Raw genomic sequence first — 17,002 nt, 5'->3', positions numbered from 1 at the left:
GAGTAGGACGTCGCCAGGTTCATAAGGAAAAGAACAGCTGAGTGCTGTTCTTTTTTTGTTTCAGAAAGTTTTAAATGGATAACAAGGATAAAAGGTGAATGGTCGTTGTCAGTCTTTTACCGTCATCGAAGCCATCCACCACAATTCGGAGCATCTAACGAAAAACAGGGAATTTTTTCGAACAATCAATATTTGGGAAATTTCGAAGATAAATCTGTGGTTTTCGAAGATTTAGTAAAAATTTCGAAGATAAAGGGTTCATTTTCGAAGATAACTTGTTTTCCATTCCGCTCTTCGTGTCATTTTTCCATAGAACCCCTTTATGAAGGCGCTTTCTACCTCATGAAAATCAAATTTGGAGGGATAGAATGATGACAAAAACAGAAAATTCCTCAAAATTATCAGTTATGGGTATGGAATAGGAAGTTCAAGACCCCAGCGTCCCCCAAGATCCCTGCAATTTTCGTAGTCACCCGCCAAGCCAATATAGACACTTTCCAGCCAATATCGTGGATTGGCGGAAAGTAATATCGCTTACATGGCAAGTGAATTCCAAGAATAAGCCACTAAGTTTGAAGAATAGGACACTAAATTTCCGCATAGGGAAAGAAATCGGGGGGTTCAAGACAATAAAAAGGATTTACGGCTAATAATGGGTAATCATTACATCTTTCCATGCCATTTTTTATCCGGGATGATTATCTATAAATCAATCCAAATCACCCTTATTATAGTAAGTAGCGAATGATACGCGTTAGCCTTTGATTATTGGCCACCACCTATTTTCTATTCAATTATAAATAGATTTTTGTAAAAAATTCCAAATACAAGATAACGTTGTCGTCCTAATTAAGCCATCAATTATTTATTAGTGTATCGTTTAAAAATAACCATATATAGTAAGGTATTTTATAGCTGGAGATTTTCAAGAAACGGGAAATGAATATAAAGTCATCATTAGAATGGCTGAGTAATAGATCGTACCACCATTCCGTTTCATATCTAGAAATCATGCTTAAATTATACATAAGCAAATAATGGACTAAAGTTTCGGGTAATAATATAATGTCCGTACGCGCCGTTGGAAGGGCAAAGCTGTTGTTGGTTGTATTGTACATAAAAAGGCTGCTTAAATATGGACGTTTCAATGACTGTGAATTCCCGTCTAAGAAAACAGATGTGTCGTCGTGATTGGCTGGTTGAAGATAGGGGTCTTGAGTGATTAAATATTCCTTCAACCGAGATGCTGTCATGTGGTAAAGATCTGTTAGTTCTCCGGGAATTTTGACCATATTATCTTTAAGCTTAACTTCATAATGTATTTTTTCTTGACGATGAATCAAAAATGTTTCTTCCATTTCAGGTATTTTCTTTAATAATTGCCCCATCGTATATTTATCATTTTCGAGATGTTTCATATGAAACATCTTTAAAGCGGTATGAGCAAAAAGGCCATTTCGTTGAATTTTAACTTCATCCTTTAAAAACTCGTAGTTTTGCTTTTTTCTCTTTCTTGTTGTGACTCCATGAGCTAATACCGCAGACGTGTTAGGGTAATCGGCATCTTCAGTAAGAATGCATGCTTTAAGAAGCTGTGTCATTCCGTAAAAGTACATAATGGGTTGGATTGACAGAGGAGCATGATCTGCTTGATGATAAAAGCTTTCTGCGTGCTTTAAGTAATATATAAAGGTGTACCCGTTTTTATATGCCTTTTTTTGTGGATCTGTCTTGTATTTTTTTTCTAATAATCGTTGAATGGTTTCAGCCGAATGAAAGGATTCCAACTGATTCCAAATTATTTTAGTATCCATAAACAAGAAGCCCCTTTGTATTTTCAAAATATTTAAACTGTTAATTTGTTTCTTGACACAGGTAACGCAAGTTGTTAATCTACTAATAATATTTTGCCGAAAAGAGGGGGATTTACTAATGTGGGAAGAAAAATTTTCAAAAGAGGGCTTAACATTTGATGATGTTTTGCTCGTGCCTGCAAAATCGGAGGTCTTGCCTAGAGATGTTTCTTTATCTGTAGAATTGACACCAACACTAAAGCTGAATATACCAATTATGAGTGCTGGCATGGATACTGTTACAGAATCTAAGATGGCTATTGCTATGGCCAGACAAGGTGGATTAGGCATTATCCACAAGAATATGTCGATTGAGCAGCAAGCAGAACAAGTTGATAAGGTGAAACGTTCTGAACGAGGCGTTATAACAAATCCATTTTTTCTAACTCCTGATCATCAAGTGTTTGATGCTGAACATTTAATGGGTAAATATCGGATTTCAGGTGTTCCTATCGTTAATAATAATGAAGATCGAGTGTTAGTTGGAATCATTACAAACCGTGACATGCGTTTTATTCAGGATTTTTCAATTAAGATCTCTGATGTGATGACGAAAGAAAGACTTGTTACAGCACCTGTAGGAACAACATTAGATGAAGCTGAAAAAATCCTCCAAAAACATAAAATTGAGAAATTACCACTTATTGATGAACAAGGTGTCTTAAAAGGACTAATTACCATTAAAGATATTGAGAAAGTGATCGAATTCCCATTGTCGGCTAAAGACCAGCATGGCCGGTTACTTGTTGGAGCCGCGGTAGGAGTTACTGCAGATACAATGCTTCGCGTTGAGAAGCTTGTTGAGGCGGGTGTTGATGTAATCGTTCTTGATACGGCTCACGGCCACTCTAAAGGGGTTTTAGAAACTGTAAAAACGATAAGACAAGCATACCCAAGCTTAAATATTATTGCAGGAAATGTGGCTACAGCAGATGCCACCAAGGACCTTATTGAAGCAGGAGCTAACGTAGTTAAAGTAGGAATCGGGCCTGGATCCATTTGTACAACCCGAGTTGTTGCAGGAGTGGGGGTTCCTCAAATTACAGCAGTATACGATTGTGCGACAGAAGCAAGGAAACATGGTGTTTCCATTATTGCTGATGGAGGAATCAAATATTCAGGCGACATTGTCAAAGCATTAGCAGCCGGCGGTCATGCTGTTATGCTGGGAAGCTTGTTGGCAGGTACTTCTGAGAGCCCTGGTGAAACTGAAATTTTCCAAGGCAGAAGGTTTAAAGTCTATCGGGGTATGGGGTCTGTCAGTGCAATGGAAAAAGGAAGTAAAGACCGTTACTTCCAAGAAGATAATAATAAATTTGTACCAGAAGGTATTGAGGGTCGGACCCCTTATAAGGGACCTCTTTTAGACTCTATCTATCAGTTAATTGGCGGTATTCGTTCTGGAATGGGATATTGCGGAACAAAGGATTTACATGAATTAAGAGAACATTCACAATTTATAAGGATGACTGGGGCTGGTCTAAGGGAAAGCCATCCGCATGATGTTCAAATTACAAAAGAAGCACCAAACTATTCCCTTTAATCAGGACTATTTGCTTAAAAAATGTTACAGCTTGAAAACTTTTAGGGCAGAGTGTAATACTCTGTCTATTTTTTTTGTTTATTGTGTGATAAAATTTAGTTTGTTGTTTTAAAAATCGAAATAAATGTTTGTATAGATAATAAAATTTTGGAGGTAATTTGGATTGAACAGCAAGAAAATGAAGCGTTTTGTTTCTATTGTGTTTGCAGCAGTTTTACTCTGTAGCATAGCGGCTCCTATGCAGAAAGCCTCGGCAGCTCCTGAAATCGACATAAATGCAAAGGCATCTATTTTAGTAGAAGCTTCTACGGGAAAGATTTTACACGCAGATAACATAGATGAGAAACTCCCGATTGCCAGCATGGCAAAGGTTATGACTGAATATTTAGTAATGGAAGCGATCGAAGAAGGTAAACTGAAATGGGATGATACATATACACCTGATGAATATGTTCATAATATTTCTCAAGATACAAGTTTATCGAACGTCCCTTTAAGACTTGATGGTTCTTATACAGTAAAAGAATTATTTGATGCAATGGTAATTTACTCAGCAAATGGTGCGGCAATTGCGTTAGCAGAAAAGGTAGCTGGTTCTGAATCGAAATTTGTCGCATTAATGAACGAAAAAGCAAAAGAACTAGGTCTACAAAACTATGAATTTGTAAATGCAACTGGACTTGAGAACAAAGATTTATTAGGTATGCACCCTGAAGGAACAAAGCCTGAGGATGAAAATAAGCTGTCAGCCCGTGATATGGCGCTTTTGTCCATGCGTTTAATTCAAGATTATCCAGAAATACTTGAGGTTTCAAGCATTCCGAGAAAAACATTTAAAGAAGGCACTGAAATGCCAAACTACAACTGGATGCTAGAGGGATTAATTTTTGAGGAAGAAGGCGTGGACGGTTTAAAAACTGGTTCTACTGACTCTGCAGGTTCTTCTTTTACTGCGACTGCTGATCGAAATGGCATGCGTGTTATCTCGGTAGTGATGGATGCAAACGATGGATCCGGCGATTTGAAAACACCTCGTTTTAAGGAGACAAAAAAGTTATTAAATTTTGCTTACAATAATTTTTCAATAGAAGAGATCTTTCCAGCTGGATACCAAATGAAAGATCAGTCTTCACTTGAAGTGATAAAGGGAAAAGAAAAAGAAGTAGAGATTGAAACAAAGGAAGCAATGGAAATTCCAATTTTGAATGGTGAAAAAGAGAATTATAAGCCAAAATTTGTGATTGATGAAAAAAAATTAGATGAAAATGGTGCGTTAACTGCTCCATTTAAAAAAGGTGAAAAAGTAGGTAATGTGACAGTAGAATATACTGGTAAATCTAAGGATCATGGTTTCCTTGCCGATAATGCAACAGGAACAGCTGATATTGTCACAAAAACAGGTGTAGAAAAAGCAAATTGGTTTGTATTATCGATGAGAGGTGTTGGCGGATTTTTCGGTGGTCTATGGAATAGTACTGTTGATACCGTTCAAGGCTGGTTTTAAAAAGCTCCTGATTGGGGCTTTTTTTAGAAATTTAGCGTTGTATTCACCTTAGGAGACAAGTCAATAAGAAAAATGGCAATCCTTCATAAGGATCACTTGCCCTTAGTTGGATAAGGTGTGTTTTGATCTTTTGTTATAATAATAAGTAAAACCTTTGATTAATATATAGGTAAACACTTTCATGAAAAATATCTTAGAATACTTATTCATTTCTGATTATTTCCATAGGCTTTTCAAATAAATTAGGATAAAATAAAACGTATGAGATAAAATTCGAATCATCTAATGTTATTCAAAATAAGGGGGACTTTGTAATGGCAGTAACAGGTACTGACCGTGTAAAACGAGGTATGGCAGAAATGCAAAAAGGCGGCGTCATCATGGATGTGGTGAATGCTGAGCAAGCGAAAATTGCTGAAGAGGCTGGAGCAGTTGCCGTTATGGCTTTAGAACGTGTCCCTGCAGATATTCGTGCAGCAGGTGGAGTTGCTCGTATGGCAGACCCAACGATTGTTGAGGAAGTAATGAAGGCAGTATCAATACCCGTAATGGCGAAGGCAAGAATCGGCCATATCGTTGAGGCTCGTGTATTAGAGGCTTTAGGCGTTGATTATATAGATGAAAGTGAAGTTTTAACTCCTGCAGATGAGGAGTACCATCTTAATAAACGTGATTATACTGTCCCGTTTGTATGTGGATGCCGTGATTTAGGAGAAGCCACCCGCCGTATTGCTGAGGGTTCTTCTATGCTTCGAACAAAAGGGGAGCCGGGCACAGGAAACATTGTAGAAGCTGTTCGTCATATTCGAAAAGTTAATGCTCAAGTTAAAAAAGTAGTTTCTATGAATGATGATGAGCTAATGACAGAAGCTAAAAATCTAGGTGCTCCATATGAGCTATTGCTTCAAATTAAAGCCGAGGGACGCTTGCCGGTTGTTAACTTTGCAGCAGGTGGAGTTGCTACTCCAGCAGATGCAGCGTTAATGATGCAATTAGGCGCAGATGGTGTGTTTGTTGGGTCTGGTATTTTTAAATCAGACAATCCGGCAAAGTTTGCTCGTGCAATTGTTGAAGCAACAACTCATTATCAAGATTATGAACTAATCGCCCAATTATCAAAAAATCTTGGAACAGCGATGAAGGGTGTCGAAATTTCTACTTTACTGCCTGAACATCGCATGCAAGAGCGCGGCTGGTAAAAGGAGTTTTGGAAATGGTGAAGATTGGAGTCTTAGGTCTTCAAGGGGCGGTCCGTGAACATATTCGCTCTGTTGAAGCCTGTGGTGCAGAAGGTATTGTCATTAAGACAAAAGACCAATTAGAAGAAATCGATGGGTTAATCATTCCTGGCGGTGAAAGCACAACAATGCGCAGGTTGATTGATAAATATGATTTTTTTGAATCATTGAAAGCCTTTGGAGCATCTGGTAAACCGATGTTTGGAACTTGCGCAGGATTAATCATACTGGCAGGAGATATTGTTGATTACAATGAGCCGCATTTAGGATTGATGAATATCACTGTTGAACGCAATTCATTTGGGCGTCAAAGAGAAAGCTTTGAAGCAGAGTTAACAATTACAGACGTAGGTGAAGACTTCGTAGGGGTATTCATCCGCGCTCCGCACATTGTAGAAGTCGGTGAGGATGTAGAAATTCTGTCCAAGCATAATGGTAGAATTGTCGCAGCAAGACAAGCACAATTTTTAGGCTGCTCTTTTCATCCAGAATTAACGGACGATCATCGTATGACAAGCTTATTTATGAACATGGTAAAGAAACAGAAAGAAAAAATAGGTGTATAAAACACTTGAAACTAATACAAACTTGTAGTAAATTATGAATTACAAATTCAATGAACGTGAACGTTATGAGAGGAACCAGTAACAAATCAGAATTTCTTAAGAGAGCCGGTGGTTGGTGTGAATCGGTGAAATTCCTTTGTGAATCCATCCTTGAATGGAATGTGGAAATCCATTAGGAGAGTAAACATTTCCGGTGCTGCCGTTACCAGTTCGAGTGAAAAATACGAGCTTGTATTTTTAATTTGGGTGGCAACGCGGGTAATCCCGTCCCTTTGTATATAGACAGAGGGACGGGATTTTTTTATTTCTCATAACATGATCGTTTAAGAAGGAGAGAGGCACATGCTTGATATTAAAGTGTTAAGGGCAAATTTTGCAGAAGTGAAAGAAAAATTGACACATCGAGGGGAAGATTTATCTGAATTCGACAAATTTGAAAAGCTTGATGAGCGCCGCCGCGAGTTGATTGCTGCAACTGAAGAATTAAAAAGCAAACGAAATGAAGTATCTTCTCAAATCGCCATTCTGAAACGTGAAAAAAAGGATGCAGACCACCTTATAACTGAAATGCGTGAAGTCGGGGACCGCGTAAAAATTTTTGATGAAGAACTTCGAGAGGTAGAGGAAAACTTGGAGCAGCTGCTGCTTTCTATTCCGAATGTTCCCCATGAAACAGTTCCTGTTGGGGAGTCAGAGGATGATAACCAAGAGATTCGCAGCTGGGGAGAGGTAAGAGCATTTGATTTTGAAGCAAAGCCCCATTGGGATATTGCAAGTAGATTAGGAATTCTAGATTTCGAACGGGCTGGCAAAGTAACAGGAAGCCGCTTTGTTTTTTACAGAGGATTAGGAGCAAGACTAGAAAGAGCATTATTCAATTTTATGCTTGATTTGCATGTTGATGAGCACGGCTACACAGAAGTATTGCCGCCATACATGGTCAACCGTGCAAGTATGACTGGTACCGGACAGCTCCCTAAGTTTGAAGAGGATGCATTTAAAATTGCAGAGGAGGATTACTTTCTTATTCCGACTGCAGAGGTGCCAGTGACAAATATTCATCGCGATGAAATTGTTACGGCTGAACAACTCCCAATCAACTATGTAGCTTTCAGTGCTAATTTTCGTTCTGAAGCCGGGTCAGCAGGACGTGATACTAGGGGTTTGATACGCCAGCATCAGTTTAATAAAGTGGAACTGGTTAAATTTGTAAAACCGGAAAACTCTTATGATGAATTAGAAATACTAACCGGGGATGCTGAAAAGGTTCTGCAGCTTTTAGGTCTTCCATACCGAGTGATGAGCATGTGTACAGCGGATCTTGGATTCACAGCAGCTAAAAAATATGACATTGAGGTTTGGATTCCAAGTCAGGAAACGTACCGTGAAATTTCTTCCTGCAGTAACTTTGAAGCGTTTCAGGCGAGAAGAGCAAACATCCGCTTCAGACCCGATGCGAAAGGAAAACCTGAGCATGTTCACACATTAAATGGTTCTGGATTAGCAATAGGTCGTACCGTTGCTGCGATACTAGAAAATTATCAGCAAGAAGATGGAAGTGTTATTATTCCTGAGGTACTTAGACCATATATGGGAAATAAAAAAGAAATAAACGGATAAAATAGTTAAGGGGGAATTTCCCCTTTTTTAAAAAAATAATAAAATTAGTTGACAGGAATCGAGTAGAAATGATATATTAATTTTTGTCGAAACGGAGGAATACCCAAGTCCGGCTGAAGGGATCGGTCTTGAAAACCGACAGGGGTGTCAAAGCCCGCGGGGGTTCGAATCCCTCTTCCTCCGCCATATTTATTAAATGACCGCGCATAAATATATTGGAGATTGGAATCCGCTGCAAAACTTGCAGCGGATTTTTTCTAATCAGATAAGAAAATTTAAGTTAATGAAAGTATTAACGAGGCTTAAGTCTCAGGGGGCAATCCGCTCGAGAAGGTTAAAGAACAACCTTCTCGGGCGGCTCGCCTTGCTTGTCGCCAAAGCACTAGCGCTCTGCGCTTTTCGTTCTCATTTCTGAAATTACATAAGCCCTCTCTTTGTTGTGAAATAGGACGAAAAAGGGAAACGTGATAAGTGCGCAAGACAAGCAGCTTTTTCGGGCGCTTAGGCTTTGGACCGCTGAGTCCTTCCTTTTACTTTAAATTTTTAAGAATATAAAAAGTCTCCCATTTTAGGGAGACTTTAATGATGCTTATTTTTTTGACATTCTTGTTTGTTCAATAGATTGTCCGATCCGCTCGAGAACTGGTTCGATTGATTCTTGATTTGTGAGCAGATCATAATCATTGATGTTCACTCTGATAACAGGGCATGCATTAAAATTGTTAATCCAGTTTTCGTATCTTCCATACATCTCTTCCCAATATTGAATAGGCGTTTGCTGTTCCATCGGTCTTCCACGATATTTAATCCGTTTCAGAATATCGTCTAAGCTGCCTTCTAAATAAATGAGTACATCCGGGTGTGGGAAGTAGGGGGTCATGACCATTGCTTCAAAAAGGTTTGTGTATGTTTCATAGTCAACCTTTGTCATTGTTCCTTTTTCAAAATGCATTTTTGCGAAAATACCAGTATCCTCATAAATAGACCGGTCCTGAATGAATCCACCGCCATATTCAAAAATTTTTTTCTGCTCCTTGAAGCGTTCAGCAAGAAAATAAATTTGGAGGTGAAAGCTCCATCGTTTGAAATCTGCGTAAAACTTGTCCAAATAAGGGTTTGACTCTACCTTTTCAAACGATGTGCGGAAGTCCAAAGCGTTCGCAATCGCATTTGTCATCGTCGATTTTCCAACACCCACTGTTCCGGCAATTGTGATAACAGCATCGTTAGGAATGTTGTATCTATTTCTTAAATTCATCTAGATGGACTCCTTTTTGAAAATAGTGACCTATTGTATCAAGAACATTTTCCAAGTCTTGTGAATTATGGACAAAATCTATTTCATTGCCATTGATGCGAATGACTGGGATATGCGGGTTTTCTTTTTCCCATTGAATCATTGCCTTTTCATAATCGCTAGAAAGCTGACGAAGATAATTCGGATCAATGTTCTTTTCAATAACTCTTCCACGGGTTTTGATTCTTTTTAGCAATGTATCCAGGCCGGCATTTATATAAATAATGAGAGTAGGCTTCGGGTGGTCACCTGTAAGAATCTCATATATTTTCAGGTATTTATCATACTGTTCTTTCTTTAACGTTCGTCTAGCAAAAATAAGGTTTTTATATATATGATAATCAGCCACTACCGGCTTGTTTATTTGTAAAAAGTTGTGATGAATATCTTCTAATTGCTTGTAGCGGTTGCATAAAAAGAACATTTCTGTTTGAAAGCTCCATTCCTCAATATTTTCATAAAATTTTCCGAGAAATGGATTTTCGTCAACAATTTCTTTTAATAAATGAAATTTATAATGCTTTGAAATTGCTCTCGCTAAAGAGGTTTTTCCGACACCAATCGGTCCCTCTATTGTGATGAAGGGTGTTTCGTGCATAAAAGGTCCTCCTTTGGTAATGCCGTTAGGTGGTTCATTTTTTTGTCTGTTAAGGAAGTTTAAGGTGATTAAAGTATTAACGTGATAAAAAGTGGTATCTTTGTCCAGCTCCGAGTACCATCAACATCGCCCCTTAGGTCTCAGGGTCAATCCGTCCGAGAAGATTAAAGAACAACCTTCTCGGGCGGCTCGTCTTGTGCTTGCCGCCGAAAGACTAGCGCTCTGCGCTTTTGTTCATGGTTCCTTATAAAAAGAGGAGACTTGTTTTTGACAGACAGAGTATATTTTATCATAGTGTCTTCTATTTGGGTGATATCATCATGGGGAAAATTATTCTTCTAATTATCGAAATTCAAATCCATAAATTACTTATCTTCAAACAAATGAAAAAGAAGGCGATCTATTATTGGATCGTCTTCTTTTCAACTTCAAAATTATCTGTGATAAGAAGCCAGTTTTGAGGAAATGATAATCCCAACTTCCAGTAACTTACTCCTCGTAACTTAAGTTGTTTCACCAAATCAAATTTTGCTTGTATGGAGCGGGCATCCTCAAACCAAACCTTATGGCTATTACCTTCTCTATCTCTGTAATTAAAATGAGGGGCTTGAGCTTCTGAATCGTATTGGATTGGGACATTGTACCTGCTTGCCAGCTGAATTGCTTGCTGGGGGCTAACCGCTTTTGCAAATTCTCCTCCTGGTTCAAAAGGGAGAGTCCAATCATAGCCATACAAATTTTGTCCCATCATAATCTTGTTGCTTGGAATTTCAGTGAGGGCATAATCTAATACTTCTTTCACAGGTCCGATCGGGGAAACGGCCATTGGAGGCCCCCCGCTGTATCCCCACTCATACGTCATAATCACCACAAAATCAACAATTTCCCCATGAGCTTTGTAATCATGTGCTTCATACCATTTTCCTTTTTGTTCTCCACTCGTTTTAGGTGCTAAGGCGGTTGAAATCAACCAGCCTTCTTTTTTGAATCGTTCTCTTGCTTTGATTAAGAATTTATTATATGCTTCTCTATCTTGTGGACGTAAATATTCCATATCGAAATGAATATCCCGAAAACCATATTTCTTGGCTGTTTTAACAATGTTATCTAAAAGTTTGTTTTGGATTGTTTGGTTAGTAAGAACAATTCGTCCAAGTTCATCACTAAACCCATCTTCCTCTAAATTCGTGACAATCATCATCAAAGTTACATCGTTGTCTTTTGCAATTTGAGCAAAATTGTTTAAAAGGGGCTCTTCTAAACTGCCATCCCGCCTAATACGAAAACTAAAAGGTCCTAAATAAGTCAGGTATGGAGCTGCTTCCCTAGCTGCTTGCTCCAAATTTGGACTTACTTGATCTCCGAGAGGTTCAACATATGCATTGAATTCTGCTTTCGTTTTAGTTTTAGGAGGAATATATAATCTGAATCCAATCGTTAAAGTCTCATTAATTTGCAGGTTATTAATTCTTCCGAGAATTTGTGGAGTAACTCCAAACTTCCGGCTTATTGATGAAAGGGTATCCCCTTGCTTGACCCAGTAAAATTGTCCTGATATTGGAATAACAATAGCTTGCCCAACAACTAATTGAGTGGGGTTTGGTATTTCATTTGTTTCAATAATTTCACTTGCTGTTGTACTATAAGCTTGAGCAATCCCGTATAAGGTTTCTCCTTGACGGACAATATGTATTTGCATAATTGTCCTCCTATTCGCAAAAAGGTTTACTTCATTTTATGATCAAAGCTCAAAAAGTATAACCTAATGCTTACTAGCTGAACGGTGTGCGTCATCTGCATATCAGTACGTTGGTCATTTGGTTGAGCTTGCCGTACTTATCGTGATCATAAACTAAAATGGGGCGGTAGGGATTAAATTATGAAAGAAAGGACGTTTCAATAAATGGAATCGACTATCATTAAAGATGAACAATATATGAGACTGGCAATAGAGGAAGCAAAAAAGGCGGGAGAGATTGGCGAAGTTCCAATTGGTGCTGTTTTAATCAATGGCAATAAAATAGCAGCGAGCGGTTTTAATCTAAGAGAAACTCAGCAACGGTCCATTGCGCATGCAGAAATCCTTGTCATTGACCAAGCTTGTAAGAGGCTCGGGACATGGAGACTCGAAGATGCTACTTTATATGTGACATTAGAGCCTTGCCCAATGTGTGCGGGAGCAATTGTCTTATCAAGAGTGAAAAGGGTTGTGTATGGAGCGCCAGATCCAAAGGGTGGTTGTGCAGGTACGTTAATGAATTTGCTCCAAGAAGAAAGATTTAATCATCAAGTGGAGGTGGTCCCAGGAGTATTGGCAGAAGAGTGCGGCCAATTATTAAGTCGTTTTTTTAAAAAAATAAGAGAGGCAAAAAGGCTAAGCAGGCTGGACAACAGCAGTTTACAGTAATTTACAGTATTGAATCGTTGCATTTTATTCTTAAACAATATATACTTGTAAATACGTTGGACATTCCAACGTCTAAAATTATGGTATCAATTTTGCCGTGCTAAGCGGGGAGGTAGCGGTGCCCTGTACTCTCAATCCGCTCTAGGGAGGCCTAATCCCTTCTCGAGGTTTGTTGATTGCAAGGATCTGCCTTAAGTAAGTGGTGTTGACGTCTGGGTCCTGCGCAATGGGAATCCATGAACCATGTCAGGTCCGGAAGGAAGCAGCATTAAGTGGAACCTCTCATGTGCCGCAGGGTTGCCTGGGCCGAGCTAACTGCTTAAGTAACGCTTGTGATCGCAAATCGACAGAAGGTGCACGGCAGTTACTTATACTATCGAAACTCACTCGTGATCGGGTGAGTTTTTTATATGTTTAAAAAATAAAGTAGGTGTTCTGTCAATTGGCGGAACGAAAGTAGAAATGAGAAGTGCAACAACACAAACTAGCTCCTTAATACACGTCGTCCTCCACTTATCGGCGCTGATCAAGGCGCTTCCGCTTTTCCTTGTAGTTATAGAAATTTTAATTAGATTAAAGTATTAACGCATTAAAGTTAGCCATTGTTGTCCAGCTGCAGCGCCTAGCCCCTCGAGGTCACAAGCCAAGCCTCCCAAAAAGGCAAAAAGCAGCCTTTTCGGGAGGCTTGGCTTGTGCTTGTCGGGGCTGATCAAGGCACTTCCGCTTTTCCTTGTATCTTTTATCAGTTATAATAGAACAGATGAACTGAATCGGGAGGAGGGCGTTCTGTGAGCTATCAGGCTTTATACCGTGTCTTTAGACCACAGCAATTTCACGATGTAGTTGGACAAGAACATATAACGAGAACGTTGCAAAATGCATTGCTCCAGAACAAATTCTCACACGCCTATTTATTTTCTGGACCAAGAGGAACAGGTAAAACGAGTGCTGCGAAAGTTTTTGCCAAAACCGTTAACTGTGAAAAAGCGCCTGTTGCCGAGCCTTGTAATGAGTGTGCATCATGCCGCGGTATAACAGATGGGTCAATTTCAGATGTCATTGAAATAGATGCTGCTTCTAACAATGGTGTCGATGAAATAAGAGACATTCGAGATAAAGTGAAATTCGCGCCTTCAGCTGTTAAATATAAGGTTTATATTGTAGATGAAGTACATATGCTTTCTATTGGAGCCTTTAATGCTTTGTTAAAAACATTGGAAGAGCCCCCGAAGCATGTCATTTTTATCCTTGCTACTACTGAACCGCATAAAATTCCTTTAACCATTATTTCCAGGTGCCAACGATTTGATTTTAAGCGAATTACCGCACAGTCTATCGTAGGCAGGATGAAAGAAATTATTGAAGATCAGTCGATTCATGCAGAAGAGGAAGCATTAAATGTTATTGCCCGAGCTGCAGATGGGGGTATGCGGGATGCATTAAGCTTACTTGATCAAGCGATTTCATTTAGTGATGATAAAGTGTATTTGGAGGATGCCTTATTAATTACGGGTTCTGTCTCCCAAAGCTTTGTTGGAAAATTAGTAGAACATATTCATAACAAAAATGTCGCTGATGCATTAAAAACATTAGATGCATTAATGAATCAAGGGAAAGATCCTGCAAAGTTTATCGAAGATCTCATTTATTATTTTCGAGATATGCTGCTCTTCAAGGCGGCTCCAAATTTGGAAAATGTATTAGAAAGAGTATCAATCGATGAGCATTTTGTGGAGTTATCCAAAAAGGTTCAACCTGATCTAATTTATGAAACCATTGATGTACTCAATAAAAGCCATCAGGAAATGAAATGGACCAATCATTCGCGTATCTTCCTTGAGGTAGCTATAGTTAAACTTTGTCAACATGATGCTGTTCCACCTGCTGAACAGAGTGAGAATACGATTCTTCTTGAGAAAATTGAAAATCTTGAGAAAGAGATGCTACATTTAAAGGAAAATGGATTTTCATCTCAAGTAAAACAACCCGCACAGCCTGAAGTAAAGCAATCCAGAGCTGTAAAAGGTGGTTATAAAACTCCGATTGGGCGGATTCATGAAATTTTAAAAGACGCTCAAAGAAAAGAACTGGGGCTGCTGAAAAATAAATGGGGCGAATTGCTTGATTATCTCAAACAGCAAAATAAAGTCTCTCACGCTGCTTTATTAAATGATAGTGAACCAGTGGCTGCTTCAGAAAAAGCATTTATCCTTAAATTTAAATATGAAATTCATTGTAAGATGGTTGCTGAAGATAATAACCAAGTAAGAACAAACATGGAGTCCATTCTTCGAAATTTACTAGGGAAATCTATTGAAATGGTTGGCGTCCCTGAACCTGATTGGGTTAAAATAAGAGAAGAATTTATAAGAGACCAAAAAACAGACGAAGATGCAGAGCAAGAGGAAGAACCGATTGTTGCTGAGGCGAAAAAGTTATTCGGCTCAGATCTCGTCGAAATTAAAGAATAAAAGGAGCTTGATACTATGCGTGGCGGAATGGGAAATATGCAAAAAATGATGAAACAAATGCAAAAAATGCAAAAAGATATGCAAAAGGCACAAGAGGAATTAGCGGTTAAAACAATTGAAGGTACTGCTGGAGGCGGTATGGTTACTGTAATTGTCAATGGTCAAAAGGAAATCATTGAAGTTAAAATTAAAGAAGATGTTGTAGATCCAGAAGATATTGAAATGCTACAGGACTTAGTTTTAGCAGCAACGAATGACGCACTTAAAAAAATTGATGAACTAACAAACGAAACAATGGGGCGCTTCACTCAAGGTATGAATATGCCTGGTCTTTTCTAGGAGGATTTACATGCATTATCCAGAACCAATATCCAAGTTGATAGACAGCTTTATGAAATTGCCAGGGATAGGCCCGAAAACGGCCGTTCGACTGGCTTTTTTTGTATTAAATATGAAAGAGGATGTAGTACTTGATTTTGCGAAGGCACTAGTTAATGCAAAACGGAATTTGACTTATTGTACTGTATGCGGCCACATTACTGATAAAGATCCATGCCATATTTGCGAAGATCAAAGAAGAGACAGAAGTGTTGTATGCGTTGTCCAAGATCCAAAGGATGTCATTGCTATGGAAAAGATGAAAGAATTTAACGGATTGTATCATGTACTGCAAGGGGCGATTTCCCCAATGGAAGGGATTGGACCAGAGGATATTAATATCCCAGAGCTATTAAAGAGACTTCAAGATGATGTTATTCAAGAGGTGATTTTAGCAACGAACCCGAATATTGAGGGAGAAGCTACAGCTATGTACATATCAAGACTCCTTAAACCTTCAGGTATTAAACTAACTAGAATTGCCCACGGCCTTCCAGTTGGAGGAGATCTAGAATATGCTGATGAAGTGACTTTATCAAAAGCTTTAGAAGGAAGAAGAGAATTGTAAGGGGAGGAATATCTATGTTTTTTCGCCGCAAAGGTTGGTTAAGAAAAGAATTCGACGATCAGCTGGTTGAAGAGTTAATTGATCAAAAAAACGAGTGGAATCGTCAAAAACAACTTTTAGAAAATAGTTTAGAGCCTTCTCAAGAAGTTCTATATGAATTAAAGGTGGCAGAAGCAAAATATTTTTTCTATTTAAGAGAAGCGAAAAAAAGAACCATTACTATAGGTCGATAATAAGCATTAAAGCAGGCTTTTCTCAGGTAGATGAGAGATACCTGCTTTTTTATTCCACTCTCAGGCAAGCAGGTGAAGGATTTAAAGGACCCAGCGATGGAAGATTCACTTTATTTTGACAGCCTGTACTAAATCTTTCATCTGTGCATATGTTTTGTACAAAGAGTATATAAGAAAGAGAGTGGTGGAATGGAACCAGTTGTCATCTTTTCGATTGTCGGAGCTGCCATTCTATTATTACTTTTTGTTGGGGCACCTGTTAAGCCGTTGCAATGGATCGGCAGGCTCTTTATCAAAGTAATTGTAGGGGCAATTCTTTTATTTTTATTAAATGCTTTTGGAACGAATTTGGGTCTTCATATCCCAATCAATTTAGTAACTTCGACTATTACAGGATTATTAGGTATCCCTGGATTGGCAGCGTTGGTAATCATAAAACATGTTATTTTTCTTTGATAAACAAATGGTTGGATCCATTTGTTGTTTTTTTTGTTGACACATAGATATAAGGGTGGTATATTAATAAACGTCGCTGATAACGGTGATGAAAAATATTTTATAAAAACATATTGCTAAGTAAGAAAAGATATGTTATTATAATTTAGTCGCTTTAAGAAGTGACACTAAAGTTCTTTGAAAACTAAACAAAGCAAAGCGTCAACGTTAATTCTAGATTTATTTTTTAAAGAGCTAATCAACTCACTTTATCGGAGAGTTTGATCCTGG

Annotated in this window: 15 protein-coding genes, 1 tRNA gene, 1 other RNA gene and 1 other annotated feature; of the genes, 13 read left to right on the top strand and 4 right to left on the bottom strand. The window is 38.5% G+C overall.

Translation table 11 applies throughout. The features are described 5' to 3' along the window. Positions 1 to 857 precede the first annotated feature (857 nt). On the bottom strand, positions 858 to 1,814 hold the full coding sequence (locus IC621_RS25275) for a YaaC family protein (protein WP_191162710.1): 957 nt from the start codon (positions 1,812 to 1,814) through the stop codon (positions 858 to 860). A 118-nt stretch (positions 1,815 to 1,932) separates the two neighbouring features. Here IC621_RS25275 and guaB point away from each other — a divergent pair, with 118 nt between their 5' ends. The 6 genes from guaB to IC621_RS25245 all read left to right on the top strand — a co-directional run bounded on the left by guaB (position 1,933) and on the right by IC621_RS25245 (position 8,510). Further along, positions 1,933 to 3,396, top strand: coding sequence for an IMP dehydrogenase (gene guaB / locus IC621_RS25270; protein WP_191162708.1), 1,464 nt, complete (start codon positions 1,933 to 1,935; stop codon positions 3,394 to 3,396). Between the two features lie 163 nt (positions 3,397 to 3,559). Then, positions 3,560 to 4,900: a serine hydrolase gene (locus IC621_RS25265; RefSeq protein WP_396653128.1), complete on the top strand. Its 1,341-nt coding sequence runs from the start codon at positions 3,560 to 3,562 to the stop codon at positions 4,898 to 4,900. A gap of 314 nt (positions 4,901 to 5,214) precedes the next feature. Next, positions 5,215 to 6,099, top strand: a complete 885-nt coding sequence (gene pdxS, locus IC621_RS25260; protein WP_191162706.1) for a pyridoxal 5'-phosphate synthase lyase subunit PdxS — start codon at positions 5,215 to 5,217, stop codon at positions 6,097 to 6,099. 14 nt (positions 6,100 to 6,113) lie between these two features. Next, entirely contained in the window at positions 6,114 to 6,704 is a 591-nt protein-coding gene (pdxT, locus tag IC621_RS25255; RefSeq protein WP_191162704.1) for a pyridoxal 5'-phosphate synthase glutaminase subunit PdxT, read from the top strand. Between the two features lie 56 nt (positions 6,705 to 6,760). Then, positions 6,761 to 6,979, top strand: a binding site (T-box leader). Between the two features lie 67 nt (positions 6,980 to 7,046). Beyond that, positions 7,047 to 8,324 (top strand): serine--tRNA ligase, encoded by a 1,278-nt coding sequence (gene serS / locus IC621_RS25250; protein WP_191162702.1) that lies wholly within the window; start codon positions 7,047 to 7,049, stop codon positions 8,322 to 8,324. A gap of 93 nt (positions 8,325 to 8,417) precedes the next feature. Continuing rightward, a tRNA-Ser gene (locus IC621_RS25245) sits at positions 8,418 to 8,510 on the top strand. 403 nt (positions 8,511 to 8,913) lie between these two features. On the opposite strand, the gene IC621_RS25240 is transcribed toward IC621_RS25245, so the two are convergent. The 3 genes from IC621_RS25240 to IC621_RS25230 form a co-directional block, all read right to left on the bottom strand. Beyond that, the gene (locus tag IC621_RS25240) at positions 8,914 to 9,582 is read right to left on the bottom strand and encodes a deoxynucleoside kinase (RefSeq protein WP_191162700.1); all 669 of its coding nucleotides are present in this window, start codon (positions 9,580 to 9,582) and stop codon (positions 8,914 to 8,916) included. After that, positions 9,566 to 10,219, bottom strand: a complete 654-nt coding sequence (locus tag IC621_RS25235; protein ID WP_191162698.1) for a deoxynucleoside kinase — start codon at positions 10,217 to 10,219, stop codon at positions 9,566 to 9,568. The genes IC621_RS25240 and IC621_RS25235 overlap by 17 nt, the downstream gene beginning before the upstream one ends. 403 nt (positions 10,220 to 10,622) lie before the next feature. After that, positions 10,623 to 11,918 carry a glycosyl hydrolase family 18 protein gene (locus IC621_RS25230; RefSeq protein WP_191162697.1) on the bottom strand — a complete coding sequence of 432 codons (1,296 nt, stop codon included), beginning with the start codon at positions 11,916 to 11,918 and terminating at the stop codon, positions 10,623 to 10,625. Between the two features lie 216 nt (positions 11,919 to 12,134). Here IC621_RS25230 and tadA point away from each other — a divergent pair, with 216 nt between their 5' ends. The 7 genes from tadA (at position 12,135) to IC621_RS25195 (ending at position 16,732) form a co-directional block, all read left to right on the top strand. Beyond that, positions 12,135 to 12,626, top strand: coding sequence for a tRNA adenosine(34) deaminase TadA (gene tadA, locus IC621_RS25225; RefSeq protein ID WP_191162712.1), 492 nt, complete (start codon positions 12,135 to 12,137; stop codon positions 12,624 to 12,626). Positions 12,627 to 12,721: 95 nt separating this feature from the next. Further along, positions 12,722 to 12,987: signal recognition particle sRNA large type (ffs, locus tag IC621_RS25220), an RNA gene on the top strand. 427 nt (positions 12,988 to 13,414) lie between these two features. Further along, the gene (dnaX, locus tag IC621_RS25215) at positions 13,415 to 15,097 is read left to right on the top strand and encodes a DNA polymerase III subunit gamma/tau (protein ID WP_191162695.1); all 1,683 of its coding nucleotides are present in this window, start codon (positions 13,415 to 13,417) and stop codon (positions 15,095 to 15,097) included. Between the two features lie 15 nt (positions 15,098 to 15,112). Further along, a complete protein-coding gene (locus IC621_RS25210) occupies positions 15,113 to 15,436 on the top strand; it encodes a YbaB/EbfC family nucleoid-associated protein (protein ID WP_191162694.1) in 324 nt (107 codons plus the stop codon). Positions 15,437 to 15,446: 10 nt separating this feature from the next. After that, a complete protein-coding gene (gene recR / locus IC621_RS25205; protein ID WP_191162692.1) occupies positions 15,447 to 16,043 on the top strand; it encodes a recombination mediator RecR in 597 nt (198 codons plus the stop codon). A 14-nt stretch (positions 16,044 to 16,057) separates the two neighbouring features. Further along, positions 16,058 to 16,276, top strand: a complete 219-nt coding sequence (locus IC621_RS25200) for a YaaL family protein (RefSeq protein ID WP_191162691.1) — start codon at positions 16,058 to 16,060, stop codon at positions 16,274 to 16,276. A 189-nt stretch (positions 16,277 to 16,465) separates the two neighbouring features. After that, entirely contained in the window at positions 16,466 to 16,732 is a 267-nt protein-coding gene (locus IC621_RS25195) for a pro-sigmaK processing inhibitor BofA family protein (protein WP_191162689.1), read from the top strand. Positions 16,733 to 17,002 lie beyond the last annotated feature (270 nt).

Source organism: Metabacillus arenae (assembly GCF_014773385.1).
Classification (GTDB): Bacteria; Bacillota; Bacilli; order Bacillales; family Bacillaceae; genus Metabacillus_D; species Metabacillus_D arenae.
The sequence above is the reverse complement of the archived record's forward strand: the minus strand, read 5'-3'. Positions and strand labels throughout refer to the sequence as shown.

What these genes read in the sequence shown, in the direction of transcription:
- IC621_RS25210 (WP_191162694.1), top strand. Translation starts at nt 15,113, where the DNA reads ATGCGTGGCGGAATGGGAAATATGCAAAAAATGATGAAACAAATGCAA.
- serS (WP_191162702.1), top strand. Translation starts at nt 7,047, where the DNA reads ATGCTTGATATTAAAGTGTTAAGGGCAAATTTTGCAGAAGTGAAAGAA.
- guaB (WP_191162708.1), top strand. Translation starts at nt 1,933, where the DNA reads ATGTGGGAAGAAAAATTTTCAAAAGAGGGCTTAACATTTGATGATGTT.
- IC621_RS25275 (WP_191162710.1), bottom strand. Translation starts at nt 1,814, where the DNA reads ATGGATACTAAAATAATTTGGAATCAGTTGGAATCCTTTCATTCGGCT.
- recR (WP_191162692.1), top strand. Translation starts at nt 15,447, where the DNA reads ATGCATTATCCAGAACCAATATCCAAGTTGATAGACAGCTTTATGAAA.
- pdxT (WP_191162704.1), top strand. Translation starts at nt 6,114, where the DNA reads ATGGTGAAGATTGGAGTCTTAGGTCTTCAAGGGGCGGTCCGTGAACAT.
- IC621_RS25195 (WP_191162689.1), top strand. Translation starts at nt 16,466, where the DNA reads ATGGAACCAGTTGTCATCTTTTCGATTGTCGGAGCTGCCATTCTATTA.
- pdxS (WP_191162706.1), top strand. Translation starts at nt 5,215, where the DNA reads ATGGCAGTAACAGGTACTGACCGTGTAAAACGAGGTATGGCAGAAATG.
- IC621_RS25230 (WP_191162697.1), bottom strand. Translation starts at nt 11,918, where the DNA reads ATGCAAATACATATTGTCCGTCAAGGAGAAACCTTATACGGGATTGCT.
- IC621_RS25235 (WP_191162698.1), bottom strand. Translation starts at nt 10,219, where the DNA reads ATGCACGAAACACCCTTCATCACAATAGAGGGACCGATTGGTGTCGGA.
- IC621_RS25200 (WP_191162691.1), top strand. Translation starts at nt 16,058, where the DNA reads ATGTTTTTTCGCCGCAAAGGTTGGTTAAGAAAAGAATTCGACGATCAG.
- IC621_RS25240 (WP_191162700.1), bottom strand. Translation starts at nt 9,582, where the DNA reads ATGAATTTAAGAAATAGATACAACATTCCTAACGATGCTGTTATCACA.